Consider the following 26,674-nt stretch of genomic DNA (forward strand, 5'->3'; position numbering starts at 1 on the left):
ACGTCGGGCGCCGGAGCGACCGCCCTCCGCTACAGGTTCTTGATTTCCACGCCTTGAGTCCCGTGCCCCGCACGGCCCTCTGACGTGCCAAAACGCAATGAGGAGTGTCTAGGTGAGAGCACCTGGATCGGTTTTCGCGTGGCGTCGTCGCGGTTTCGCCGCCGCAGTCGTCACGCTGGCCCTGATCGCGGTCGGCAGCCCGACCCTGCTGCCGTCGCCAGCGGTGGCCGAACCGCCGGCGTCCCCGGACGCACCCGTGCTGGGCGAGGTCGACGCGCTGGCGCAGGCCAGGAAGCTCAAGATGCAGGTCGAGGTCACCAGCCTCAAGAGCGAGAATTCACGTGTGCTCGCCACGCCCCAGGGCAACCTGGTGCTGGAGTCATACGTGGAGCCGCAGTGGACGAAGACTCGCAACAACAACTCGTGGCAACGGATCGATACCCGGCTCGAACGGCGAGCCGACGGTTCGCTGGGGCCCGTGGCGACGCTGGCCGACGTGTCGTTCAGCCAGGGCGGAAGCGCACCGGCGATTCGGCTGCCGGTGGCCGACGGGCAGGTGTCGCTGTCCTGGCCGGGGGAGCTCCCGGCCCCCTCGCTCGACGGCGACACCGCCGTCTACGCCTCGGTGCTGCCGGACGTGGACCTGCGGCTGCGGGCTTTGCGCGACGGGTTCACCTGGGCGCTCGTGGTGAAGTCCGCGCAGGCCGCGGCGAACCCGATGTTGAACGAGTTGCGCTTCTCGCTGCGGACGACGGGGTCGCTGACCAAGCGGTCCAAGGCCGGCGGCGGATTCGAGGTGGTCGACCCGACCGGTAGCCCGATGCTGTCCGCGGGCGGTGCGCTGATGTGGGATTCGGCCGGGGTGGCGCCGAAGGCGCGTGCGGGGACGAGCCGGGCGGCAGCCGACTTCGCCGCCTGGGACCGGCGCGAGTCGTTGCGGGTCGCGCCGGACCACGCGCGCAAGGCGGAGATTCCGACCCGGGTGCAGGGCGACGACCTGGTCATCGTGCCGGACCAGGCGCTGCTGCGGGGCAAGAACACGGTCTACCCAGTGGTCATCGATCCGTGGAGCACAATCGAGAAGACCCGTTGGGGTTACTCGAGCACCAACAACGCGACCCGCAACGACGGTGTGGCCCGCGTCGGCCGGGACCCCGAGGGGTCCGGCACCTACCGGTCGTACTTCTCGTTCAAGCTCACGTCGCTGTCCGGCAAGACCATCCGCAGCGCCAAGTTCCTGACGGAGATGACGCACTCGTGGGACTGCGGCAACACCCCAGTGAACCTCTGGCGGACGGCCGACATGGCGACCACGGGCAAGCAGACCTGGTCCGGGCCGAGCTTCTCCAAGTGGTTGGAGAAGCGGTCCGGGCACGCGCACAAGCCATCCACCGGTGAGGGCTGCCCCGACGACCCCCAGCCGGACCAGCCGATGGAGTTCGCCAGCCCGAACGTCACCGCCGACATCAGCGCCAACCGGGGCCAGGAGATCTACACGCTGGCGCTGTCGACCCGCGAGTCCGACGGCACATCGGAGTCGACGAGCAACTGGTGGAAGAAGTTCGACCCTGTGCAGACCAAGCTGACGGTGGAGTACAACACCAACCCCAACACCCCGACGGCTGCACAACTGTCGACCCACGCCGGCTACACCGCTCCGGGGCAGGCGTGTGTGACCGGTACGTCACGGCCGGCAGTGCGCTCGGACTTCCCGTGGCTGAAGGCGACGGTCAGTGACCCGGACGGCAGCGGTGGTGGCAGCCTCTCCGGCGTCTTCACCCTCCAGAAGCTGGTGGGTGGCACCTGGACGAACGTGTCCGGCTGGCCCAAGACCGATTCCGGGGTCGCGCCCGGAGCCAAGGCCGAGTTGCAGCTGTCCGCGAAGACGGTCAACGGCGAGATCTACCGGTGGCAGGTGCAGACCAAGGACACCCTCGGCGGTTCCTCCACGGCGTCCCCGTGGTGCGAGTTCTCCGTCGACTACTCCGCACCCGAGGCGACCCCCGGGGTTGTCGCCGCCGACGGCCTCTACCTGGAGTCGCCGCCCCGGGGCACGAACCAGGACCTGCGGGGATCGGTCGGTTACACCGGGCGCTTCACCTTCTCGGCCAACGGCGCCGCCGACGTATACGACTACGTCTACCAGATGAACGGTGGTCCGGAGATGGTCGTCCGTGCCAGCAGTCTCGGCGGCACCGCCACCACGGTGGCGACGCCCACGCTGCGGCATGAGAACGTGCTGACCGTCCGCAGCCGCGACCAGGCCGGGAACTCGTCCGCCCCCTACGACTACGCCTTCCTGGCAGGCGACCCGTCCGGTCCGGTCGCGCACTGGGCGATGGATGAGGGAACCGGTCTGATCCTGAACAACAAGGTCGAGGGCGCTCCGGTGGCGACCATGAGCCCGTCCCCGGCCTGGGCGGACTCGCGTGTGCTGGGTACGAGCCGGCGAAGCGGCAAGGACTGGGCGGTCAAGTTCGACGGCGACGATCAGGCCGCGACCACAGGCCCGGTCATCGACACCACCCGCAGCTTCTCCTTCGCTGCCTGGGTACGCGCCGATGTGGTCGGTGGGGTGGTCATGGCGCAGGTCGGCACGAACAAGAGCCCGTTCGAACTCCAGTACCATCCGGCGAAGCAGCGATGGTGCTGGGTCAGCTACGCATCGGACACGGTGAACGCTCTGGCGACCCCGTCACCCGCGTGCGGTACCGAGCCGGTGCAACCGGGCGTGTGGGTACACCTCGCCGGTGTCTACGATGCCGGCTCGACCAACCAGCTCTCGTTGTACGTGAACGGGGTCCGCAAGGGCGTGGGCATGGCCAACGCCTCCGTGTGGTCCGCGTCCGGGCCGCTGATGATCGGTGCTGCGCGCAACGGGGCACCGACCGGTTGGATCAACGGCGCCATCAGCGAGGCCCGGGTCTGGGACCGGGTCATCGACCCGGAGACGGACCTGTCCGAGATCGTGGCCCCTGTGCGGGTCGGCCAGTGGGACATGGACAGTGACGACCAGGACGAGCCGAGGGAATCGGGAGACTCCTCCGACTACCGGACGCCACTGACTCTCGGTCCGGCACCGGCCGCGAACTGGACCACGGAGGGCTTCAACGGATCGACTGCCCTGCGCTTCGACGGAATCTCGGGTGCCGCACAGACCAGCGGTCCGGTGCTGCGCACCGACCAGTCGTACACCGTCTCGGCGTGGGTGCGGTTCGCAGGCGGCGCGGGCGCCCGCACGGTGATCGCCCAGGACGGTGTGAACATCTCCAGTTCGTTCCTGAGCTGTCGTACCGACGCGAACGGGTCGAAGTGGTCAATCATGCTCCGCTCCGGCGACTTGACCTCCGCGCCTGGGTTCTACGTGACCGGCAGCACCTGCCTCGTCAACCAGTGGACGCACCTCACGGCCGTGCAGGATGCCACGAGCCGGACGATGAGCCTCTACGTGGACGGCAATTTGTTCAGTCAGCTCACCCCCACCTTCAACCCGTGGCACGGAACAGGCGGGCTGGCGGTCGGCCGAGGCAGGTGGGGGGCGCCCACCGACTACTTCAACGGTGACATCGACCGTGTCCAGGTATGGCAGGGCGCGCTGAGCGCCGCAGAGGTCCAGGCGGCGTTCGCCGCAACCGACTGACCCGGGTCTCCGGTCCCGTCCGCAACGCAGGTGCGGCAACCTCTCGTTCTTGAAGGGCAGAAATGAGAATCGATCGATCCGGCCGGCCGCAACCAGGCGGTGGGGGGATGCGGGTCAGCGTCGCGGTGCGACGGGGCGCCCGTCGTACCCTCGTCGCGGGGTTGGCCACGGTCCTCGCCGCCACGCTCGGTGGCCAGTTGCCGGCCCGCGCGGAGCGGCCGGAGCAGGCCTTCCACCTAGACCCGCAGCGGTACTCCTCCGCCCCGCTGCACAAGGCCGCGTCCAGCAAGCGGATTCCCGACAAGGACGCCGCGGCGGCCAAGGTGCGGCGCCCCGCACCGGTCTGGCCAACGGCGGGCTCCGCCGAGGTGTCACTGGCGGCGACCGCCGGCGCAGCGGCAACACCGAGCCGGGCCGGGTCGCTGCCGGTCACGGTCCGGCCGGCTACCGCGTCCTCGGCCAACCGAAGCGCGGTGGCCGCGCCCGCCAAGGTCCGGGTCGAGGTCCTGCCGAAGGCCCAGGCCGAAGCGGCCGGCATCAACGGCCTACTGGTACGCCTCGGACGCACTGACGGGGTGCGGGCGGCCGGCCCGGTCGAGGTGGGTATCGACTACGCCGCCTTCGCGACCGCGTACGGCGGTGACTGGGCGTCGAGACTGCGGCTGGCGCAGCTGCCCGACTGTGCCCTGAGCACCCCCGCCGCAGCGGACTGCCGCAGCACGCCGTTGAACTCGCGTAACGACGTGCGGACCCGGACGGTCACCACCACCGTGTCGGTGCCCGAGGCCCAGGCCGCTGCGGTCTTCGCCCTGACCGCCGGCCCGTCCGGTGGAGCCGGCGACTTCGCCGCCTCCAGCCTCGCCTCCACGTCGTCGTGGAGCCACAGCGGTGCCACCGGCAGCTTCCAGTGGTCGTACCCGATGCGTGTCCCGCCGGGCCCCGGCGGACCGGAACCGACCCTCGGCCTCGGCTACTCGTCGCAGTCGGTGGACGGTCGGCACGCGGCGACCAACAACCAGCCGAGCCTGTTCGGGGAGGGCTTCGAGTTCTCCCCCGGCTTCGTCGAGCGGCGCTACAAGGCGTGCGCCGACGACATGGGTGGCAACGCGAACAACACGGTCAAGACCGGTGACCTGTGCTGGGGCCCGGAGAACGCCGTCATGTCGCTCAACGGCAGCACCGTCGAACTGCTCAAGGGCAGCGACGGCACCTGGCACCCCCGCAGCGAGAACGGAACCAAGGTCGAGCTGCTCACCGCGTCGGCGTACGCCAACGGCGACAACGACAACGAATACTGGAAGGTCACCGGCACCGACGGCACCCAGTACTGGTTCGGACGTCACCGGCTTCCCGGCTGGGCCACCGGCCGTCCGACGACCAACTCCGTGCTGACCGTCCCGGTGTACGGCAACAACCCGGGCGAACCCTGCAACGCCGGCACCTTCGCCGCCTCCGACTGCAACGGGAAGCCGCAGGCCTGGCGGTGGAATCTCGACTACGTCCAGGACATCCACGGCAACACCATGTCCTACTGGTGGGCCAAGGAGACCAACTACTACGCCAAGAACCTGACGGGCACGACGCCCGTCGTCTACGACCGGGCCGGCTACCTGACCCGCATCGATTACGGCAGCGACAACCGGGACGATAACGAGTACGCCGCCACGTCGCCGTACATCGAGAACGTGCCGGGACGTATCGAGTTCACGAACGTGGACCGGTGTCTGCAGAACTGCACCACGAAGAATGCGACGAACTGGCCGGACACTCCCTGGGACCAGAGTTGCACCGCCTCGACCAACCCGTGCACCAACGGCTCTCCCACGTTCTGGTCCGCAAAGCGCACCACGGAGATCACCACCAAGGCGTGGAAGGCGTCCGCCTCGGCCTACCAGAAGGCGGACTCGTGGACCTTCCGCCACGCGTTCCTCGACCCCGGTGACGGCACGAGGGCCGGTCTCTGGCTCGAAGGCATCACCCACAAGGGTCTCAACGGTGGCACGATCACGACGCCGGAGGTGACCTTCTCCGGCATCCAGATGCCGAACCGGGTGGACGCCGGCGGCAGCGACTGGGCCCTGGCGATGAACTGGCACCGGGTCAACCTGATCACCCTGGAGACCGGCGGGCAGATCTTCGTCACCTACAAGCAGCCGCAATGCGTCCGCGGCAGCGTGATGCCCTCGAAGGACGCGCTGGACAAGAACAAACTGCTCTGTTATCCGGTCGAGTGGGCACCCAACGGCAGGGACAAGGTCACCGACTTCTTCCACAAGTACGTCGTGGAGGAGGTCCAGCAGATCGACCCCACCGGAGGGTCGAGGCCGCTGCGCACCGCGTACGAGTACCTCAACACCAACAACGAGGCGTTGTGGCACCACGACGACGACACCGGCATCACTCCGAACGACCGCCGTACCTGGTCGCAGTGGCGTGGCTTCCCCCGCGTGGTGACCTACGTCGGTGAGGGCCCCGCGCGGACCAAGACCGAAACCCTCTACTACCGAGGGATGTACGGCGACAAGCTCGCCAACGGCAGCACCCGCACGACGCAAGTCCAGGGTCTGGAAGGCGGGGCGGTAAACGACTACGACCACTTCAGCGGCTCGCCCCGCGAGACGATCACCTGGCTGGACGGAAACGTCCTGTCCGCGACCGTATACACGATGTGGCGCTCCGAGGCGACGGCCACCCGGGCGGGAAGCCCAGTCGCCGAATCCCGGTACACCCGGGTACGCACGGTGAGTTCCCGCACCGCCACGGACTCCGGTTGGCGGCGCAGCACGTCGACCACCGACTTCGACGACTACGGCATGCCGACCACCCAGGAGGACAGCCCCGACGGCGGCGCCACCGGGGACAAGCGGTGCAGCAAGACCGAGTACATCCGCAACGCCAACCGGTGGTTGCTCACGCCGGTCAAGCGAATCCACGGCTGGGTCGGGGCGTGCTCCACCACGCCCACCGACACCAACCAGATCCTCGGTGACGTCCGGTTCAGCTACGACGGGCAGGCGTACGGCACGGCGCCGGACAAGGGGCTGCTCACCGCGAGCGAGAAGATCGTCGACTTTGCCGGCGGCAACCGCACCTACCAGCAGGTGGGGACAGCCAAGTACGACCTTCGGGGCCGCACGACCGAGGTCACCGACATCGCCGGGAAGAAGACGACGACCGCGTACGTCCCGGCCACCGGTGGGCCGGTCACCCAGCGGACGACCACCAACCCGTTGCAGTGGACCACGACGGTGGACCTCGACCCGGCCACCGGCCTCGCGCTCAAGAGCACCGACGTCAACAACTACGTCACCGAGTACACCTACGATGCCCTGGGCCGCGCCCTCCAGGTGTGGTTGCCCAACCGGCAGCGGGCGAACAACCCCACCACGCCGTCGACCAGCTATGCCTACACGCTGTCGAAGACGGCGCCGTCGTACGTGGTGACCACCGCGGTGAACGCTCTCGGTGGTAGCGACACCTCGTACATGATCTTCGACGCGCTGGGCCGCCAGCGGCAGACGCAGGAACCGGCCCATCGCAGCGGCCGGATCATGACCGAGACGTTCTACGACGCGGCCGGTCGCATCTACAAGTCCAACTCGGCCTACTACGACTCCGGCGCGATCGACACCTCGACCATCAGGTCGCGGCTCGACCAGGACGTGCCGAGCCAGACCCAGGCGATCTACGACAACGCCGGCCGACAGACTCACTCCCTGCTTCTCGGCTCGGTCGCGAGCGTCCAGGTCGAGAAGGCCAGAACCTCGACCACGTATCACGGTGACCACGTCACCGTGGAGCCTCCGGTCGGGCAGGCCGCCACCACGGTATGGACCGACCCGTACGGCCGGACGGAGAAGCTCTGGCAGTACCACGGGCGGACCGCCACCGGGACCTACGACGAGACCAGGTACACCTACCACCCGGTGGGGCAGTTGGCCACCGTCAAGGACCCGTCCGGCAACACCTGGTCCTACGCCTACGACATCCAGGGCCGGTTGATCTCGTCGAGCGACCCGGACGCCGGCACGTCCACCAGGTCGTACAACACCCTCGGGGAGTTGGAGAGGACCACTGACTCCCGCCCCGACACGCCTGACCTCTGGTACGCCTACGACGAGGTCGGACGGCTGCGCACCACCCACGAGGGCAGCCTGACGGGGCAGAAGCGCACCGAGCTGACCTACGACTCGCCGGTCAAGGGCATCGCCAAGTCGTCGTCGCGGTGGATCGGGTCCGAGGAGTACCGCTCCGAGGTCGTGTCCGTCGACAAGATGTACAACACGACGCAGACCAAGCTCACCCTCCCGGCGTCGCAGGCCGGCTTCTGCGGTATCGGCAAGGTCACCTGTAGCTTCACGTCGAAGGCGAGCTTCCTGGGCGACGGCTCACCCAACACGCTCACCATCCCGGCCGCGGGTGGCCTCGACCAGGAGGTGCTGAACTACAAGTACGACACCACGCACGCGTTGCTGGACCGGTTGGCGACCGACTACATCGACGCCACCTACTACGTGGTCGACGCCGGCTACAGCGACATGCACGAACTGAACACCATCACCCGCGCCACCGCGCTGACGGGCGCGAAGTCGGTCCAGAGCAAGACTCTGTACGACGAGACCACGGGCCGGGTCAGCAGCAGTTCGGTGACACGCTCAGTCGCCCCCTCGTATGTGCTGAACACGTTCTACGACTACGACGCCAGCGGCAACATCACCAAGATCGATGACAACACGGGCGCCCGTCCCCGCGACACCCAGTGCTTCACCTACGACCACCAGCGCCGGCTCACCGAGGCGTGGACTCCGGCTTCCTTCGACTGCACGGCAAAACCGCAGACCGAGACGCAACTGGGCGGCCCGGCACCGTACTGGCAGCAGTGGTCGTTCGGCGCGCCGAACGACCCGGAGGGCCGCATCGGCAATCGCCGCACCCAGATCGAGCGCGGGACCCCGACGGGGACGGTGACGACGTCCTACTCCTACCCGACGGCGGGCACGCCGCAGTCGCACCGGCTCAACGGGTGGAGCAGGACCGACAACACCGGCACGACCACCGGCTCGTACACCTACGACGAGGCCGGCAACACGAAGAGCCGGCCCGGCAAGTCCGGGCAGCAGACCCTCACCTGGGACGTCGAGGGGCACCTGGCCTCGGTGACCGACAGCACCGGCACCAGCTCCTACATCTACGACGCGAGCGGTAACCGGCTCATCGCCACCGATCCCACCGGAAGCACCCTGTTCCTCGGGGATCAGGAGATCCGCAAGAACGGCACCACCGGGCAGGTGACAGCCACTCGCTACTACTCGTTCGGCGGGGAGGTGGTCGCGCAGCGCACCGTCACCGGCATCACCTGGCTGGCCAGTGACCACCAGGGGACCTCACAGGTCAGCGTCGCCAACGACACGAACCAGACCATCACCCAGCGCCGTCAGACGCCGTACGGGTCGCCCCGGGGAGCGGCGGTCACCTGGCCCAACCAGCAGGGGTTCCTCGGTGGTTATCAGGACCCGACCGGCCTGACCCATCTCGGAGCCCGCGAGTACGACCCGACCATCGGCCGGTTCATCTCGGTCGACCCGATCAACGACCCGGGCAACCCGCAGCAGTTGTCCGCGTACACCTACGCGTCGAACAACCCGGTCACGTTCAGCGACCCGAGCGGTCTGATCATCCCCGAGTACCTCAACCCGAAGGGCAACAACCTCGACATTTGCGGCAGCCTCGGGGGCTACGCGTGCCAGAACTTCGTTGAAGGTACGAGCGGCCAGGGCCAGGGCGACACCCGCAACGACGGCAGTGGGGGGCCGACGAAGAAGACCGGCCGACAGAAGACGCACGAGTCCCTTGAGGCGTGTGGACTTTTCCTCATCGGTCTGGGCGCGGGATGTGACGGCGTCAACGCGGTCATTTACGCCACCGAAGGAAACTGGCGGGAGGCCGCGCTGTCCGGCGTCTCGGTCGTGCCCGGACTCGACTGGGCCTGCAAGCTCGGCAGGTGGTGCAAGAAGGTCATCGACTGGGGAGCCGACAAGGCCGGCGCAGTCGTGGCGCGCATCAGGTGGGGCAAGCCCCCGTCGATCAACCCGGCGGCAGAGGCCAAAGAGATGGCCTTGCTGAAGAAGGAGATCCGGGAGACTCCGCGGCCACCGGCACCGAAGACGCCCGAACCTCCGAAAAAGGAGCCCGTCGCGCCGGCCAAGGGCAAGACCGGCGGAAACAACGGCGGAGGCGCACCCAGCTCCAAGGGCGGCTGCCCGACACACAGCTTCTCGCCGGACACCCCGGTCCTCATGGCCGACGGATCGACGCAGCCGATCGCCGAGGTGCGGGAGGGCGACCAGGTCCTCGCCCACGACCCCGAGCGCGGCGCCACCAGCGCGCAGACGGTGGAGAAGCTGCACATCAACCAGGACGACGCCCTGACCGACCTGGTCGTCCGCGACGGCAAGGGCGTTGTGTCGACGATCGACACGACGCAGCACCACCCGTTCTGGAGCGTCACCCGCAATCAGTGGGTCGGCGCGGGTGAGCTCAAGGCCGCCGAAGGGCTGCTCGCGGCGGACGGGTCGACGGTGAACGTCGTCAAGGTCCGCAACTTCAGCGGCAGTGAGGTGATGCGCGACCTGACGGTCTCCGTCGTCCACACGTACTATGTAATCGCCGGCGATGTGCCGGTACTCGTTCACAACTGCAATAACGTAATTTCGAACGCGGACGGATACGACAACACTGGTGCACTAGGTGCGCACGGGAATGGTGCGGCCTTTAGTGGAATCTATGAGCCAAGCACGGGCAACTTTAGGGCTCATCTGAGCGTTGATCCGGACATGCCGAATCCGCCGGTGAATTCGGTTCGACGGCTTGGTGGGCATGGGCGGATCAATTTCGAGCATTTTGGCGGTTCACGGGAGACTGTCGGCTTCACGATGTTCATTGAGGAAGGCGGCTTCTCCGTAAGCTGGATGTCACGAAGCGTAAATGGCCGAAACCACGGCAACCCGCTAGCGCCTGTAGGCACCAGGCAGTCGATTATGGACGCAATCTCGGCAGCAACAGGAAGAAACGTGTGGTCCCGATGACAGACGAAACCAAAGTGCTCGTAGGCGGTCTTCGTGTTCCCGAGCTCCTGCTGAAAGCGATCCGTGAAGATCGGTGGGTGGCTCCAAACGATCCAGCCTTGCTGGCCTCGATTTTTGGTGAGGCTCCGCAGCAGCCGACTTTCTACAAAGTCAACGGTATGGTGCGCGAGAACGAATCATGGCACTCGGAGATGGAACCCGAAACGCGCGAGTGGTATGTGGGATCGAAGAGCCTGGAAAGTCCACCAGGAGATATTGATCCCGCAAGGTCGCTACTGATCGGTGACATGGGGCCAGATCAACCCTTTGCTTTGGACTACCGCACCTCAGATTCGGACCCATCGGTGGTCTACCTTAGGAGCGACAATGGGTGGGTCGAAATTGCGCCGAACATTCGGGCGCTGCTTAGCTTGCTGGGAGTCGTATGAATGCATTTTACCCGACTACGGCCTGTAGGTGGTTGTTTGCAGGGTGAGTCGAGGTCCGTGGTTGTGCGCCCGGGTTGCCGTCAGCGTTGCCGTCAGACACTTGGCGCACATCTGAATACATGGATGAACTTCGGCAGACGGCGCTTGATGGCTGGGTGAGTGGGTTGTTCGGTGGGGCCGCGCTTGCGCGGCGTGGCGTCGATCGCCGGGCGCACCGACCGGGTCAGCCACTATCGGCGATCGTCATGGTCTCTGCACGTGGGTTGGTCGACTGCCGAGGTCTGGACGATCTTGTTGTGTGGGCGCGTGCGCGCGGGGCCGGGACGGCTGTAGCGCGTGCGCGTGCGTCCGGCGTAGCCGGGCGCGCTTGATCCTGTAGAGCAGTTTTGAGCCAGTCGGACCTTGGTCGAGGGCCTTGGTTCGGCTGGCTTACTGCTTGGGTGCGCGGTTGCGGTTGCTGCGGGGGCGCTTGGTGGGTGGCGCGGCCTGCTCGTCGTTGCTGGGGCGTCCGAGGTGTTCGGGTTGCTGGGCGAAGTTGCCCCGGTCGGCCTGGTATTTGATCACTTAGTCGATGAGGTCGTTGTGGGTGTCGGCGTGGCGCAGCAGGTCGTGCAGCGCTGCGTTGGCGAGGTGCGGCAAGAGTTCACCGTGACCTACCTTGCCCGAGTCACCGGCGGCGCGCTGACCGTCAGCGACGAGTCCACCGAGGTCGGCTTCATCCACCCCACCGACTTCGACCACATCCCCATCCACGACACCGTCCGCCTCCGCCTCCACCACCACGCCCAGCGCGGCGACACCCCCTACCTCGGATAACGCCGGCCATCGATGCCTCGGCCGCCGGCGAGCGCGGACGTCTCCCCAGGTTGCCGCCACCGTCGCCGTCAACACCGATAGATTTCGATGCGGCGAGTTGGTGCCACACGCGAAAGGCCAGGTGAAACGCCATGAAAACGTAGCTCGCACTGCGTGACGGGCTGAAAATCCCACACGTACTATGTGCTCGCCGGTGATACGCCGGTTCTTGTTCACAACTGTGGTGGTAAGGCAACCGTTCGTTGGGACGCCGATATGGAACACGCCACGATTCGGGTAGAGGGTGGCGGCAAGTCGTTGGAGACTGAGCAAGTAATCCCAGGATGGGATGGGGTAGGAAGCCCAAATGGTCTCCCGACGACGGGTGCGCGAGCGGAGCCGCTGGGTTCAAATGTTATCGAGCGAACCTTCGATGTTCCTGATGTGGGGGCGGCCATGCAGGCCCAGCAACGGTCAATTGGAGCGGACCTCGGCCCGTATGATGGCATTCACAATAGTTGCGTAACCTACTGCGTGTCGATTTCGCGAGCTGGTGGCGTGGATATACCGGCAGGAGCGCGAGGAATGGTTGCGCTCGAGAGAACTCTAGGCTAGAGGCTGCGTTGCTGGGTCAAGAGGAGCATCACGATGCCGTTGTTGCGGAGATCCTCTTGAGCGAGAGGGTTGGTCTGGCACACATACGCCTTGTCGGGGACGTTATTTCGACCAGGGCTCAACTAAGCATGCTCCTGCAGGGCAGGGCTGGTCTTCCATTCGACCAGCGAGCAGAAATTGTCGAAGAGGTTCTTCATCTAGAGGATGCCTACCGGGATGCGTGGCAAAAGGTGTCCTCCGACTCTTATGTGCAAAATCGAGCAGAGCATCTCGCCGCTCTTGGCGATGCGTTGAGAGTTGCTGCGGAGGGAATGGCAAGCATCATTCGGCGGATTGGCGGGAGCCCGTAGTGTAGCTATTGAGGCGTTCGGGATAGGCGTTCCGAGGTGCTGCAGGCGGCTGTGGCAACCACCTCGCGGGAGAGGGTTTAAATCCAGAACGGGATGCCTGGCTGCGCGGGTTTTGGTAATGCCTTGGCGGAGTCCATGCGATCGGCGGCCTGCCGCTCGGTGGTGCACCTCCTCGGGGTGGGTTCGACGGTGGCGCGTGCCAGCAGGCGTCGAACCCACCCGGCAACCGTTAGGTGTCCAGCTCACGAGATGCGACGACCCGATGACGCGAGATAGTCCGTCCGAGCTGGGGCGATGTCCCACCAGACCCGAATGGCGCGGCTGGAGCCGGTCGCATACCGTGCCCGTCGTGGACGGACGACGGAGCTATCCCGAGGATGAGCAGGGGTCGCGATGGGGCGACCGCGGATACGAGTCGGACTGGCGCGCCGCGGGTGAGCCCCGCTACCGCGACGACGACTACCGCATGCCGGAGCAGCGGGCCGGTGAGAGCCGGTACGCCGAGCCGGGCCGGTACTCCGCCGCCGACCCGCTGGTGGACGACACGAGCAGTTGGCGGTCGCAGCGGCCCGACGACCCGGAGGTCTCCGGTGAGCTACCCGGGACGCGGGCCGGCCGGCGGGCAGCCCGCGAGTCCGCGGACGATTCGCTCGCCGCGGTGTCCCGCAGCGGTGTGGACGCGCTCGGCACCGCCGCGCACGGCAACCCGCTGAGCGCGGTGCCGGCGAGCCCGCTCGGCGCCCCGGCCTCCGACGACGCGTCCCGTACCGGCGGCGACCCGTACGGCCTGGCCGCTCACCACGCCGATCCGCGCGGTGGCGGTAACGCGCTGGCCCTCGGCGGCGCTGCCGGCCAGGCCGGTCCGGGGCCGCTCGGCGGCTACCCGATCGTGGACACCGGCCGGTCGGCCGAGCCGCCGGTGACCGGTGGGACGGACCCGTCGGCCGCGGCGCGGCTCAACCCCGGCGAGGCGACTCCGCTGCGGATCGGTGAGCGCCCGGCCGGTCCGGCCGAGCCGGCGGCGACCCCGAATCCGCTGGAGATGCCGACCGGCCCGATGCCGGCACTCATGCCCCGGCCGGACGGTCCGCCGCCCGGTGACGGCGTCTACCGGACCCGGCGTCCGGCGCTCGCGGTGCTGCTGGCGGTGATGGTGCTGGTGCTGGAGGTGCCGGCGGTACGGGTGTTGCTGCACGGCCTGTTCGGCGACCCGGTGTCGACGTCGCACGTGGTGGTGGGCATGTTCCTGACCGTCGGACTGCCGATCTTCGGCACCGGCCTGTACGGGCTGCGTACCGGCGGGCTGGCGCTCGCCGACGGCAGCCGGGGCTGGCTGCGCCCGCCGACTGCCTACCTGACCGTCGGGCTGGTCCTCTTCCTCGCCGCCGCTCTCGCGGCGGGCTGAGCGGGTGGACGACCGCTGAACCAGTACGCCGAAGTGGCGGTGTCACCGACAGGTTGACACCGCCACTTCGCCGTAATGGAGTCGATCAAGGCCCGAGTCGATCAAGGCCCGAGTCGATCGAGCCGGCCTCCCGCACCCGCAGGCCGTGCGGCGGACAGGGCGCGTACACTGGTCGACTGGCGACCGCCTCGTGCGGTCGACCTCGCGTGCCCTTTCCACGGTCTCCTCCGTGGGGCGACGGCCTCCCTGGTCCCGGTTCTTCACCCGGGCCCACCCCGGCCGCCGACCGGGCGCCAGGCGTCCGGCCGCCGGCCGGACGGACAACCAGGGACACAGTAGGAGTAACCCACCATGGCCGTCGTGACCATGCGTCAGCTGCTGGAAAGCGGTGTGCACTTCGGGCACCAGACCCGGCGCTGGAACCCGAAGATGAAGCGCTTCATCTTCACCGAGCGCAACGGTATCTACATCATCGACCTGCGCCAGACGCTCGACTACATCGAGAAGGCGTACGAGTTCGTCCGCACCACCGTCGCCGGTGGCGGCAGCATCCTGTTCGTCGGCACCAAGAAGCAGGCCCAGGAGGCCATCGCCGAGCAGGCGACCCGGGTCGGCCAGCCGTACGTCAACCACCGCTGGCTCGGTGGCATGCTGACCAACTTCCAGACCGTGTACAAGCGGCTGCAGCGGATGAAGGAGCTGGAGGCCCTGGGTGACCTGAGCGGCACCGCCGCCGGTTACACCAAGAAGGAGACGCTCCAGCTCTCCCGCGAGAAGATCAAGCTCACCAAGACCCTCGGTGGTCTGCGGGACATGCAGAAGCTCCCGGCCGCGGTCTGGATCGTCGACACCAAGAAGGAGCACATCGCCGTCGACGAGGCCCGCAAGCTGGGCATCCCGGTGATCGCGGTGCTCGACACCAACTGCGACCCGGACGAGGTCGACTTCCCGATCCCGGGCAACGACGACGCCATCCGCTCGGCCGAGCTGCTGACCAAGGTCGTCGCCGCCGCCGTCGCCGACGGTCTGATCGCCCGCTCCGGCCGTAACCGGGGCGCGGACGAGAAGCCCGAGGCCGGCCAGGTCGCCGCCGACGAGCCGCTGGCCGAGTGGGAGCGTGAGCTGCTCGAGGAGCCGAAGAAGGCTGACGAGCAGCCCGCCGCCGCCGCTGCCGAGCAGCCGGCGACCGCCGCCGCCGAGTGATCTCGCCGTCGCGTCCCCACCGTCGGCGATTCCCGGCGGTGGGGCGCGACGGGTACGCCGGGCGGCAGCACGGGCCCGGAACCGGGTAACCAGCACCCCAGACCACCTCACTGACACCGAAGAGAGAGTCATGTCCAACTTCACCGCCGCGGACGTCAAGAAGCTCCGCGACCTCACCGGCGCCGGCATGATGGACTCCAAGAAGGCGCTGACGGAGGCCGAGGGCGACTTCGACAAGGCCGTCGAGATCCTGCGCGTCAAGGGCGCCAAGGACGTCGGCAAGCGGGCCGGCCGCACCGCCGCCAACGGGCTCGTCGCCCACTCCGGCCAGGCGCTGCTCGAGCTCAACTGCGAGACGGACTTCGTCGCCAAGAACGACGCCTTCATCGCGCTGGCCCAGCAGCTCGTCGAGCACGGCGTGGCCAGCGGCGCCACCAACGCCGAGGAGCTGCTCGCCAGCAGCATCGACGGCAAGAGCGTGGCCGACCTGATCCAGGAGCAGTCCGCCAAGATCGGCGAGAAGCTGGTGCTCAACCGCTTCGCCAAGCTGGACGGCACCACCGCGGTCTACCTGCACCGCAAGAGCCAGGACCTGCCCCCGGCGGTCGGCGTGCTCGTGGAGTTCACCGGCAAGACCGACGAGGCGGCGGACGCCGACGCGCGCGCCGTGGCCATGCAGATCGCCGCGATGCGGCCGAAGTACCTCACTCGCGACGAGGTGCCGGCCGAGACCGTCGAGTCGGAGCGGCGCATCGCCGAGCAGACCGCCCGCGAGGAGAACAAGCCCGAGGCGGCGCTGCCGAAGATCGTCGAGGGCCGGGTGAACGCCTTCTTCAAGGACTTCGTCCTGCTGGAGCAGGCGTCGGTCGCCGACAACAAGAAGACCGTCAAGCAGGTGCTGGCCGACGCCGGCATCGAGGTGACCCGCTTCCTGCGGTTCGAGGTCGGCCAGGCCTGAGCCGCCGCGCCGGGCCTTCCGGGCCCGGGCACAGGGGAGAACGTCGACGAGGAGGCCGCCGGTGTACGTGACAGGCACCGCGGCCTCCTCGTCACATAGGGTCGGCAAGGGCACGTACGCGACGCCCGCGCTATGCGCGGGGAGAAGGGGCGGGGCGGATGACGCAGGTTGTGAGTGACCGGAGCCTGGCGATGGAGGATCCGACCGCGCCTCCTCCCGGTCGGTCCCGCCGGGTGGTGCTGAAGCTCTCCGGTGAGGTCTTCGGCGGCGGCGCGATCGGTGTCGACCCCGACGTCGTGCAGGGCATCGCCCGGCAGATCGCCACCGTCGTACGCCGTGGTGTGCAGGTCTCCGTGGTGGTCGGCGGCGGCAACTTCTTCCGCGGCGCCGAGCTGCAGAAGCGGGGCATGGACCGGGCCCGCGCGGACTACATGGGCATGCTCGGCACGGTCATGAACTGCCTGGCCCTCCAGGACTTCCTGGAGAAGGAGGGCATCGAGACCCGGGTGCAGACCGCGATCACCATGGCCCAGGTCGCCGAGCCGTACATCCCGCTGCGGGCGATCCGGCACCTGGAGAAGGGCCGCGTGGTCATCTTCGGCGCGGGCGCCGGCATGCCGTACTTCTCCACCGACACGGTGGCCGCCCAGCGGGCGCTGGAGATCCGCGCGGACGTGGTGCTGATGAGCAAGAACGGCGTGGACGCGGTGTACACCGCCGACCCCCGGATCGACCCGACCGCGAGCAAGCTCGACTCGATCACCTTCTCCGAGGTGCTGCGCCGTAACCTGCGGGTGGCCGACGCCGCCGCGTTCAGCCTCTGCATGGAGAACGGCCTGCCGATGCTGGTCTTCGGCGCCCAGGGCGACGACACCATCGTCCGGGCCGTCGCCGGTGAGAAGATCGGCACCCTGATCACCGCCTGACCGGCCCGCCGGATCGACAAGCGGTCCCTCTGCCACGGCGGCACCCGCACTACCCACGACGAGCGACAGAAGGAGGCGAGGAGACCGGTGATCGACGACACCCTCCTCGAGGCGGAGGAGAAGATGGAGCGTGCCATCGAGCACGCCAAGGAGGAGTTCGGCGGGATCCGTACCGGTCGCGCCAACGCCGCCATGTTCTCCCGGATCGTCATCGACTACTACGGCAGCCCGACCCCGCTGCCGCAGATGGCCTCCATCGCGGTGCCCGAGCCCCGCATGGTGATCATCAAGCCGTACGACAACTCGCAGCTGGGCGCCATGGAGAAGGCGATCCGCGACTCGGACCTCGGGGCCAACCCGAACAACGAGGGCAACCAGCTCCGCATCGTCCTGCCGCAGATGACCGAGGAGCGGCGCCGGGAGATGATCAAGGTCGCCCGGCAGAAGGGCGAGGAGGCCAAGGTCGCCGTCCGCAACATCCGCCGCAAGGCCAAGGAGGAGCTGGACCGCCTGGTCAAGGACGGCGAGGTCGGCGAGGACGAGGGCCGGCGCGCGGAGAAGGAGCTGGACGACCTGACCCAGCGTTTCGTCGCTACCGTCGACGAGCTGGTCAAGCACAAGGAGAACGAGCTGCTCGAGGTCTGAGCGCGCGCGTACCCCGCACGGCACCGCCGCCGTCGCCCGCACGGGCGGCGGCCCGGTGCCGTCGTCGTGCCCGGCGGCGCAGACCCTCGGGGCTCCGGCGGGTGCAGTAGGCTCGGCACGATTCCCGGCCACCACGGGGTGAACGGCGGGGGTCGCCCGGCCGTCGGTCGGTCAACAGAAGTCTCACGCCGGTAGGGGATGGTTTTGGTCTTGCGTCATGTGGTGGCTCTCGTACCGGCTGCCGGTGCGTGATGTCCCACCCCGACCCCTACGGCAGCACCGAGCCGCGTGGCTGGGACCGTCCGGCCCCCGCTCTGCCCTGGCCGGACACCGATCTGGAGCCGGGCCCCTGGCGGCCCGCCCCGGCGGCGCCCACCCACCCGACCGAGCCGGGCGGCTACGCCCGCCCCGGCGCCGCCCCGGACACGTACGCCGCCCCGGACACCTATGCCGGCCCGGACACGTACGCCGGGCCGTACCCGAACAGCGGTCGGCGCCACGACGGACCGGGCCGGTACGACGGACCGCCGGCCGGCGACCGCGGCCGGCCCGACGGGCCGGAGCACCGCGGCCCGTGGGGTGAGCCGGCCCGCGACGACGAGTACCCGACCGCGCAGATCGCGCCGGTGCGCGACGAGCCCACCGACCAGATCCCGGCGGTACGCGACGAGCCCGAGCCCGAGCCGCCGCCCGGTCGCCGGGGTCGGGGGCGACGGCGGGCGAGCGCCGAGCGTCCGCCGACCACCACGCCGACGACGTCCCGGGCGGGGCGCAACCTGCCGGCCGCGATCGGCGTCGGGGTGGCCCTCGGCGCCGCGGTGGTGGTGCCGCTGTTCTTCTTCATGCCGGCGTTCCTGGCCGTGCTGGCGACCGCGGTCGGGATCGGCATCTGGGAGATGGCCCGGGCGGTACGCCGCAGCGGCGCCCACCCGCCGCTGGCGCCGCTGGTCGCCGGTGGCGTGATCACGGTGGGCCTGGCGTGGTTCGCCGGCCCGGACGCGCTCTGCCTCGGCCTGCTGGTCACGGTGCTCGGCACGATGATCTGGCGGCTGGGCGACGGGCCGGGCAACTACCAGCGCGACCTCACCGCGGCCACCCTGATCGCGGTGTACGTGCCGTTCCTCGCCGGGTTCGCGGCCATGCTCGCGGCGGCGCCGGGCGACGGGCACCTGCGGGTCCTGGTGACGCTCGTCGCGGTGGTGCTCTCCGACACCGGCGGGTACGCGGCCGGCGTGTCGTTCGGCAAGCATCCGATGGCGCCCACGATCAGCCCGAAGAAGTCCTGGGAGGGCTTCGCCGGCTCGGTGACCGCCGCGGCGGCGGGCAGCGCGGTGCTGCTGTGGGTGTTGTTCGACGTGGCGCCCTGGTGGGGCGCGCTGTTCGGGATGGCGATCTCGGTCTCCGCGGTGCTCGGCGACCTCGCCGAGTCGATGATCAAGCGGGATCTCGGCGTCAAGGACATGAGCAACCTGCTGCCCGGGCACGGCGGTCTGATGGACCGGCTCGACTCGATCCTGTTCGCGGTGCCGGTGGCCTACCTTCTGCTCGCCGTGTTCGTCCCGGTGGTGAGCTGAGGTATGCGTCACGGCGGAGACCCGCGGCGGGCCGGGCGGCCGGGGGCGATTCGACACGTACGGACGGGTGCGTCCGGGCGGGAGCGTGTCAGACTGGACGCGCCATGACGAGTCTCCCGCTGATCTCCGTAGACCCCGACGCCCGCGGCCGCCGACCCTCGATGCCCCCGCGCCACCTCGCCGACCTGGACCTGTCCGGCCGGCAGGCGCTCGTCACCGAGCTGGGCGAGCCGGCGTTCCGCGCCAAGCAGGTCTCCAACCACTACTTCGGCCGCCTGGTGCGCGACCCGGAGCGGATGACCGACCTGCCGGCGGCGACCCGGGAGCGGCTGGCGGGTGAGCTGCTGCCCACCCTGCTCACCCCGGTACGCGAGCTGGCCTGCGACGACGGCGCGACCCGTAAGGCGCTCTGGCGGCTGCACGACGGCTCGCTCGTGGAGAGCGTGCTGATGGGCTACCCGGACCGGGTGACCGTCTGCATCTCCAGCCAGGCCGGGTGCGGCATGGCCTGCCCGTTCTGCGCGACCGGCCAGGCCGGGCTGACCCGCAACCTGTCCACCGCCGAGATCGTCGACCAGGCGGTCTACCTGGCCGGGGTGGCCGCCTCCGGCGCGGTGTCCGGCTCGCCGCCGCGGCTGTCGCACGTGGTGTTCATGGGCATGGGCGAGCCGCTGGCCAACTACTCACGGGTGGTGGCGGCGATCCGCCGGCTGGTCGCTCCGGCGCCGGAGGGCCTGGGCCTGTCGCAGCGGCACATCACCGTCTCCACGGTCGGGCTGGTCCCGGCGATCCGGCGACTGGCCAGCGAAGACCTCTCCGTGACCCTTGCGTTGTCGCTGCATGCCCCCGATGATGAGCTGCGCGACGAACTCGTCCCGGTCAACCAGCGCTGGAAGGTGTCCGAGGTGCTGGACGCGGCGTGGGACTACGCGGCCACGACGGGGCGTCGCGTGTCCATCGAATACGCGATGATCAAGGACGTGAACGACCAGCCGTGGAGAGCAGATCTGCTCGGGCGGCTGTTGGCCGGCAAGCTGGCCCACGTGAACCTGATCCCGCTCAACCCGACTCCGGGCAGCCGCTGGGACGCCAGCCCGAAGCCGGTCGAGCGGGAGTTCGTCCGGCGGTTGCGCGACGCCGGGGTGTCGACCACCGTGCGGGACACCCGGGGACGCGAGATCGACGGGGCGTGTGGCCAGCTCGCCGCCGCCGGGGACACGGACGGCGACTCACGCGCGGCAACGGCGTAGCGGTACGAGACCAGGAGACATAGTGGCGAGTCAGGGTCAGCGTTTCCGGCGTAAGGCGCTCCGCCGGGGATACAAGGTCGACGAGGTCGACGCCTTCCTGGACCGGGTCGAGGCGACACTCGCCGGTCAGCCGGTCGGCGCGCCCGTGGCCTCCCAGGAGGTCCACGACGTCGTCTTCCGGGTCCGCTTCAACGGCTACGACGAGTGGCAGGTGGACCTGCACCTCGACCGGGTCGAGCGGCAGCTCGCCGAGCTGGAGGAGCGCGGTGGCGCCCCCGCCGGGCGCGGTGGCGACCCCCGGATTCCCGACCGGCTCGGCCCGCCGATGCGCGACGACAGGGGCATGTCGCCGGTGCCGCAGCCGCCGATGCCGCCCCGGCAGATGCCGGCCCAGCCCGACCCGCCCGCCGACCGCTACGGCAGCCGCTACGACGAGCCGACCGGCGCGTTCGCCGGCGGGTACGACGGCCCGCGCGGTGGCTACGACGGCCCGCGTGGCCCGGGCGGCCCCGGCCCCATGGGCCCGGGCGCGCCGATCGGGCACGGCGGCCCGCCGCCGCGCGGCCTGCCGCCCGGCCCCGGCGGCTACGGCCAGGACAGCGGCCCCGGCGGGTACGGCCAGGACACCGGTCCGGGCGGCTACGCCCAGGACAGCGGCGGGTACGGCCAGGACAGCGGCCCCGGCGGGTACGGCCAGGAGGAGCGCTTCGACGGCTTCGAGGCCGGCCGGCGTGGGCGTGCCGACATGACCGCCGAGATCCGCATGCCCGAGCGTGAGCTGCGTGGTCGTGGCCCGGGTGGCCCGCCCGCGCTGCCGCAGCAGGGCTACGGCGCGCCGGAGCCCGGTTACGGGCCGCCGGACCAGGGTTACGGCCCCGGCCCTTCGATGACCGGCCCGCCGCTGGTGACCCCGCCGGTCGCCGGTCCGCCGATGGTGGGCCCGCCGATGGCCGGCCCGCCCGGCAGCGACCTCTACCGGGTCGACCAGATCCGGCGCAGCTTCCAGGTCCGCCGGTTCGGCAGCGGGTACGACCCGGACCAGGTCGACCGGTTCTTCGACACGCTGCTCGGCGGCATGCAGGGCCGCAACCCGATGCCGGTGAACCCGAAGGACCTCGACACGCTGCGTTTCGGGCTGGTGCCCGGCGGCTACTTCGAGGCCGAGGTCGACGCCGCGCTCAAGGACGTGCAGGACATCCTGCTCGGCCGCTGACCCGCACCCGACGACGAAGGGCCCACCCCGCGAGGGGTGGGCCCTTCCGCGTACCGTTTGCGCCGCTCGTCAGGACCGCAGGCCGTTGCGGCGCAGCACGGCGTCGCCGATGACGATGGCGACCAGCAGCCCGGCGATCCCGAACAGCCAGATGTGCTCCACCCGGCCCTCCTCGATCCCGCAGAGCGCCATCAGAACCAAGACCAGCGCCGACAGCAACGCGCCGATCCGTCCGGACTTGCGGTGCCCGGGCTTGTGCTGATCTGGCGCGGTTACCGGCTCGTCTCCTGCCACTGTCGGTCCTTCCCTCGCGATCGGATCTCCGATCAGTCTGGCACGCCCTCAACCGGCCCCGGCGCAGGGTCCGGCCTCCGGTGCGCTTGATGACCCGGGCGGGCGACAGCGTGGTTGTCGCATGACCCGGGCCGTAGGTCCCGTCCGGGTCGGGGCGGTTGGGCACTACCGGCGTCGCGGGACGGCGAGCACACTGCCTCCGGTAGCGTCTTGACGTACACCTGATGCCTTTTTGAGGGGGACTGCGGTGCGAGTGACCGGTACGGGCCATGCCAGCATGCGGATCGACACGGCCGCGGGCAGCATCCTGTGCGACCCGTGGGTCAATCCCGCCTACTTCGCCTCGTGGTTCCCCTTCCCGGACAATTCCCTGCTCGACTGGGAGACCCTCGGCCAGGTCGACTACCTGTACGTGTCGCACCTGCACCGGGACCACTTCGACGCCAAGCACCTGCGCGACTTCGTGTCCAAGGACGCCACCGTCCTGCTCCCCGAGTTCCCCACCTCGGAGATGGAGGACGAGTTCCGGGAGCTGGGCTTCACCAAGTTCCTCAAGGCCCCGAACGAGCAGGTCGTGGAGCTGCCCGGCGGCCTGAAGATCATGATCCAGGCGCTGACCAGCCCGACCGACGGCCCGATCGGCGACTCCTCGCTCTGGGTCGAGTACGACGGCGTCCGGCTGCTCAACCAGAACGACGCCCGCCCGACCGACCTGAGCGTCTTCGCCGAGTTGGGCCACGTGCACGCGCACATGCTGCAGTTCTCCGGCGCGATCTGGTACCCGATGGTCTACGAGCTGCCGCAGGCGGCGAAGACCGCGTTCGGCAAGCAGAAGCGGGACCGGCAGTTCGACCGCACGTGGCGCTACATCGACGACCTGAAGGCCGACCACGTCTTCCCGATCGCCGGCCCGCCGTGCTTCCTCGACGACGAGCTGTGGCAGTTCAACGACATCTTCGGCGACGAGGGCAACATCTTCCCCGACCAGTCGGTGTTCCTGTCCGAGTACGCCAAGGTCGGCGGCACCAACGGCATCGTGCTGCTGCCGGGCAGCGTCTCGGAGATCACCACCGAGGGCGCGACCACCACGCACCCGGTGCCGGTGGAGGAGTTCTTCGCGAACAAGGTCGCCCACCTGGAGGAGATGCGGAAGCGCAAGCGCGGCGTCATCGAGGCCGAGAAGGCGTCCTGGCGGCACCCCGAGGTCGACGTGCTGGGTGAGATGAAGCGCCGGATCGAGCCGCTGCTGGACGAGTCGATCTACCTGGCCAAGGGCGTCGGCGGGCCGGTCCGCTTCGACCTGGTCGGCTACGACGGCTCCGAGGTCGAATCCATCGTGGTGGACTTCCCGGGCAAGGAGGTCCGGCCGTACGCGGACGAGAAGGTCCGCTACCGCTTCCGTACCGAGCGGGCGCTCATCGAGCACCTGTTGCACATCGGCGAGGTCGACTGGGTCAACTCGCTGTTCCTGTCGTGCCGCTTCTCGGCGGCCCGCATCGGCCAGTACAACGAGTTCGTCTACGCCTTCTTCAAGTGCCTCTCCGAGGAGCGCCTCCAGTACGCCGAGGGCTGGTACGACGAGCACGAGCGGGCCGTCGACGCCGAGGACATCACGCTCGACGGCTGGGTGGTGCAGCGGCGCTGCCCGCACCTGAAGGCGGACCTGAGCCGGTTCGGCATCGTCGACGGCGACCAGCTGACCTGCCAGCTGCACGGCTGGAAGTTCGACCTGGCCAGCGGCCGCTGCCTGACCAGCGTCGGGCACAAGATCCGGGCGCACCGCGCGGACGCGGAGACCTCGACGCCGGCCGTCTGACGGTTTCGCCCCGCACGCCGCCCCCGGCACGCGACCATCGGTCGTGAGGGGGCGGCGTGACGGGTGCGGACAGGGAACCGGTGTACCGGTTCGGGCGCGGCAGCGAGATGGCGCGGGACGCCTCGCGGGTGGAGGCGTTCAGCGACGCGGTGATCGCCATCGTGCTCACGCTGATGGCCGTCGAGCTGCTGGCGTTCGACCCGGACCTGCCGCAGGACGACGGGCTGGCCTCGGTGCTCGTGCAGGAGTGGCGGGCCTACCTGGCGTACGTGATCACCTTCGCCATCGTCGGCCAGGTCTGGCTGACCCACCACAACATGTGGCGCTACGTCCGCCGGGTCGACCAGATGCTGCTGGTGCTGAACCTGCTGCTGTTGATGTTCGTGGCGGCGATTCCGTTCACCGCCGACCTGCTCGCGGACAACCTGCGCGGCACCGTGCGCGACCAGCGGCTGACCGCCGCGCTGTACGTGGGCGTGGTGCTCGGCGAGGCGCTCTTCTTCAACCTGAGCTGGTGGTGGGCGCGCCGCAGCGGGCTGCTGCACGCGGATCTGGACCCGAGGCTGGCGAGCGCGGTGGCCCGCCGGTTCCGGCTCGGCCCGCTGCTCTACCTCGTCGCGTTCGCCATCGTGTTCATCGACCCGCTGCTGAGCCTGCTGGCGTACCTGCTGCTGGTCGGCGTCTACCTGGTGCGCGGTCCGGGCGATCTCCCGCCCGCCGGCCAGGAGGCGCCCGACACGCCGTGAGCGGTTGTTAAGAAGGGGCCCTTCCTCTACCGGAGGCGTTAATAAGGGGCCCTTCCTTACATGTCGGCGAGGATGCGGCGGGCCGCGTTGTGCCCGGCCGCGCCGATCACGCTGCCCGCCGGGTGGCAGCCGGCGCTGCCCGCGTACACGCCGTCCACACCCGTCGCGTACGGCATCCGGTCGGTGAACGACACCGTGTTGTCGACGTGGTGGATGTGCCCGCCGGTGATGCCGAAGTGCGTCTCGATGCCGGGCGGCGGCAGCGGCACCGCGTCCGCGACCAGGTCACCGGCGCCCGGGGCGTACCGTTCGCAGATCGCGAGCAGCCGCTCCACGTAGCCGGGCAGCGCCGCGTCCCAGGTGGTGCCGGCCAGCTCGTAGGGGACCGACTGCACGAACAGCGCCGACGAGTGGTGCCCCGCGTCGTCGGACAGCGACGGGTCGACAGTGGTGTGCAGGTACCACTCGATGGTCGGCTCGTCCGGCAGCCGCCCGGCCCGCACGTCCGCCCACATGCCGCGCAGCGCCGCCATCGGCGACTCGCCGCCGTCGCCGATGAGCGAGGCCGAGCCGGGCAGCAGGTGGATGGTCGAGCCGAACGGGCTCGGCGAGTCCTCCGGCAGGCAGGAGAAGCGCGGCAGCCCGGTCAGCGCCAGGTTGATCTTGAGCGTGGTGCCGGGGCGGCGGACCGCCGCCATCCGCGCGCCCAGCTCCGCCGGAAGCGCGCCGTCGGGCAACAGCTCCATCAGCCGGTACGGGTCACAGGCGCCGAGCACCACCGGGGCGTCCACCTCCCGCCCGTCGGCCAGTGTCACCCCGGCGGCGGCACCGGAGGTCAGCCGGATCGCGGTGACCGGCGCGTCGGCCACGATCCGCGCGCCCGCGCGCACGGCGGCCTCGGCGAACGTGCGCGACACCGTGCCCATGCCGCCCCGGGTGATCATCCAGGTGCCGTCCGCGCCCGGCAGCCGGCACATGTTGTGCACCAGGAAGTTGTGCCCGGTGCCCGGGTCGTCCGGGCCGGCGTTGAGCCCGGACAGGCCGTCGGTGACCGCGTACATGCTGACCAGCAGCTCGGAGCGGAAGTCGAAGCGGGCCAGGTGGTCGGCCACCGAGCCGCGTACCAGGTCGACGAAGACCTGCCGCAGCGCGGGCCGCACGTAGCGCTCGGCGGTCTCCTCGACCGGCAGCGGCTCGGCCAGCCACGCCGGGGCGAGATCCTCCCGCAGCTGGGCCAGCTCGGCGTGCAGCGCGTCGTCGGCTGCCACGTCGGCGGGGGAGAACATCTCCGCGAGCTGCCGCCGGCTCGCCGCCACGTCGCTGCCCGCCAGCAGGTACGGCGAGCCGAGCCCGCCCGGCGTGGGCAGGAAGTAGTGCGGGTCGCGGCGCAGTACCGGGATGGTCACGTCGAGCGTGGCCAGCAGCTCCGGGGGCATCAGCCCGAGCAGGTACGACCCGGTGGAGTGACGCAGCCCCGGCACCTTCGGGAACGGGTTCTCGGTGCGGGTCGCGCCGCCGATCACCCCGGACGCCTCCAGCACCAGCACGTCCAGGCCGGCGCGGGCCAGCAGGATCGCCGAGACCAGGCCGTTGTGCCCGGCGCCGACCACCACGACGTCGGCGCGGGACGGCAGCTCACTCGCGTCGCTCCCGGTGCGTTCGCTCATGCCGCGACCCTAGCGGCGGCCGGGCACGGGCGGGAGGGTTCGCAGCGGGGCGCTACCGTTCCCG

At 69.5% G+C, this 26,674-nt stretch carries 15 protein-coding genes and 2 pseudogenes; 14 read left to right on the forward strand and 3 right to left on the reverse strand.

The window, feature by feature from the left end; all coding sequences use genetic code 11:
- Positions 1–112 precede the first annotated feature (112 nt).
- The 3 genes from BAW75_RS14810 to BAW75_RS32055 all read left to right on the forward strand — a co-directional run bounded on the left by BAW75_RS14810 (position 113) and on the right by BAW75_RS32055 (position 11,153).
- Positions 113–3,640, forward strand: a complete 3,528-nt coding sequence (locus tag BAW75_RS14810; RefSeq protein ID WP_146074842.1) for a LamG domain-containing protein — start codon at positions 113–115, stop codon at positions 3,638–3,640.
- A 107-nt stretch (positions 3,641–3,747) separates the two neighbouring features.
- Entirely contained in the window at positions 3,748–10,725 is a 6,978-nt protein-coding gene (locus BAW75_RS14815; protein WP_104113930.1) for an RHS repeat-associated core domain-containing protein, read from the forward strand.
- Entirely contained in the window at positions 10,722–11,153 is a 432-nt protein-coding gene (locus BAW75_RS32055; protein ID WP_146074843.1) for an SMI1/KNR4 family protein, read from the forward strand. Before BAW75_RS14815 ends, BAW75_RS32055 begins: the two co-directional genes overlap by 4 nt.
- 429 nt (positions 11,154–11,582) lie before the next feature.
- On the opposite strand, the pseudogene BAW75_RS33200 reads toward BAW75_RS32055, so the two are convergent.
- Positions 11,583–11,780: pseudogene (locus tag BAW75_RS33200) on the reverse strand (GntR family transcriptional regulator); the annotation flags it as partial.
- Here BAW75_RS33200 and BAW75_RS14825 point away from each other — a divergent pair.
- The 9 genes and pseudogenes from BAW75_RS14825 to BAW75_RS14865 form a co-directional block, all read left to right on the forward strand.
- Positions 11,778–11,969, forward strand: a pseudogene (locus tag BAW75_RS14825) (NUDIX hydrolase); the annotation flags it as partial. The pseudogenes BAW75_RS33200 and BAW75_RS14825 sit on opposite strands and share 3 nt — an antisense overlap.
- A gap of 1,284 nt (positions 11,970–13,253) precedes the next feature.
- Positions 13,254–14,318, forward strand: a complete 1,065-nt coding sequence (locus BAW75_RS14830) for a hypothetical protein (protein ID WP_104113931.1) — start codon at positions 13,254–13,256, stop codon at positions 14,316–14,318.
- Positions 14,319–14,669: 351 nt separating this feature from the next.
- A complete protein-coding gene (gene rpsB, locus BAW75_RS14835) occupies positions 14,670–15,521 on the forward strand; it encodes a 30S ribosomal protein S2 (RefSeq protein ID WP_043325892.1) in 852 nt (283 codons plus the stop codon).
- A 130-nt stretch (positions 15,522–15,651) separates the two neighbouring features.
- Positions 15,652–16,479 (forward strand): translation elongation factor Ts, encoded by an 828-nt coding sequence (gene tsf / locus BAW75_RS14840; protein WP_030504245.1) that lies wholly within the window; start codon positions 15,652–15,654, stop codon positions 16,477–16,479.
- Positions 16,480–16,637: 158 nt separating this feature from the next.
- Positions 16,638–17,405, forward strand: a complete 768-nt coding sequence (gene pyrH, locus BAW75_RS14845) for a UMP kinase (protein WP_043325891.1) — start codon at positions 16,638–16,640, stop codon at positions 17,403–17,405.
- An 87-nt stretch (positions 17,406–17,492) separates the two neighbouring features.
- On the forward strand, positions 17,493–18,050 hold the full coding sequence (gene frr, locus BAW75_RS14850; protein ID WP_043325889.1) for a ribosome recycling factor: 558 nt from the start codon (positions 17,493–17,495) through the stop codon (positions 18,048–18,050).
- A gap of 251 nt (positions 18,051–18,301) precedes the next feature.
- Positions 18,302–19,624: a phosphatidate cytidylyltransferase gene (locus tag BAW75_RS14855; protein WP_104113932.1), complete on the forward strand. Its 1,323-nt coding sequence runs from the start codon at positions 18,302–18,304 to the stop codon at positions 19,622–19,624.
- Between the two features lie 104 nt (positions 19,625–19,728).
- Positions 19,729–20,874: a dual-specificity RNA methyltransferase RlmN gene (gene rlmN / locus BAW75_RS14860; RefSeq protein ID WP_104113933.1), complete on the forward strand. Its 1,146-nt coding sequence runs from the start codon at positions 19,729–19,731 to the stop codon at positions 20,872–20,874.
- Positions 20,875–20,896: 22 nt separating this feature from the next.
- Positions 20,897–22,087 carry a DivIVA domain-containing protein gene (locus BAW75_RS14865; protein WP_104113934.1) on the forward strand — a complete coding sequence of 397 codons (1,191 nt, stop codon included), beginning with the start codon at positions 20,897–20,899 and terminating at the stop codon, positions 22,085–22,087.
- Between the two features lie 69 nt (positions 22,088–22,156).
- On the opposite strand, the gene BAW75_RS14870 is transcribed toward BAW75_RS14865, so the two are convergent.
- Entirely contained in the window at positions 22,157–22,381 is a 225-nt protein-coding gene (locus BAW75_RS14870) for a hypothetical protein (protein WP_082931019.1), read from the reverse strand.
- Positions 22,382–22,628: 247 nt separating this feature from the next.
- Here BAW75_RS14870 and BAW75_RS14875 point away from each other — a divergent pair, with 247 nt between their 5' ends.
- Together BAW75_RS14875 and BAW75_RS14880 are read left to right on the forward strand one after the other, a co-directional pair.
- On the forward strand, positions 22,629–24,197 hold the full coding sequence (locus BAW75_RS14875) for a Rieske 2Fe-2S domain-containing protein (protein WP_104113935.1): 1,569 nt from the start codon (positions 22,629–22,631) through the stop codon (positions 24,195–24,197).
- A 107-nt stretch (positions 24,198–24,304) separates the two neighbouring features.
- On the forward strand, positions 24,305–24,943 hold the full coding sequence (locus BAW75_RS14880) for a TMEM175 family protein (protein ID WP_167435571.1): 639 nt from the start codon (positions 24,305–24,307) through the stop codon (positions 24,941–24,943).
- 56 nt (positions 24,944–24,999) lie between these two features.
- Here BAW75_RS14880 and BAW75_RS14885 read toward each other — a convergent pair whose 3' ends face one another.
- Positions 25,000–26,610, reverse strand: coding sequence for a phytoene desaturase family protein (locus tag BAW75_RS14885; RefSeq protein WP_104113937.1), 1,611 nt, complete (start codon positions 26,608–26,610; stop codon positions 25,000–25,002).
- Positions 26,611–26,674: the final 64 nt, after the last annotated feature.

Source organism: Micromonospora chalcea (assembly GCF_002926165.1).
Lineage (GTDB): Bacteria > Actinomycetota > Actinomycetes > Mycobacteriales > Micromonosporaceae > Micromonospora > Micromonospora chalcea.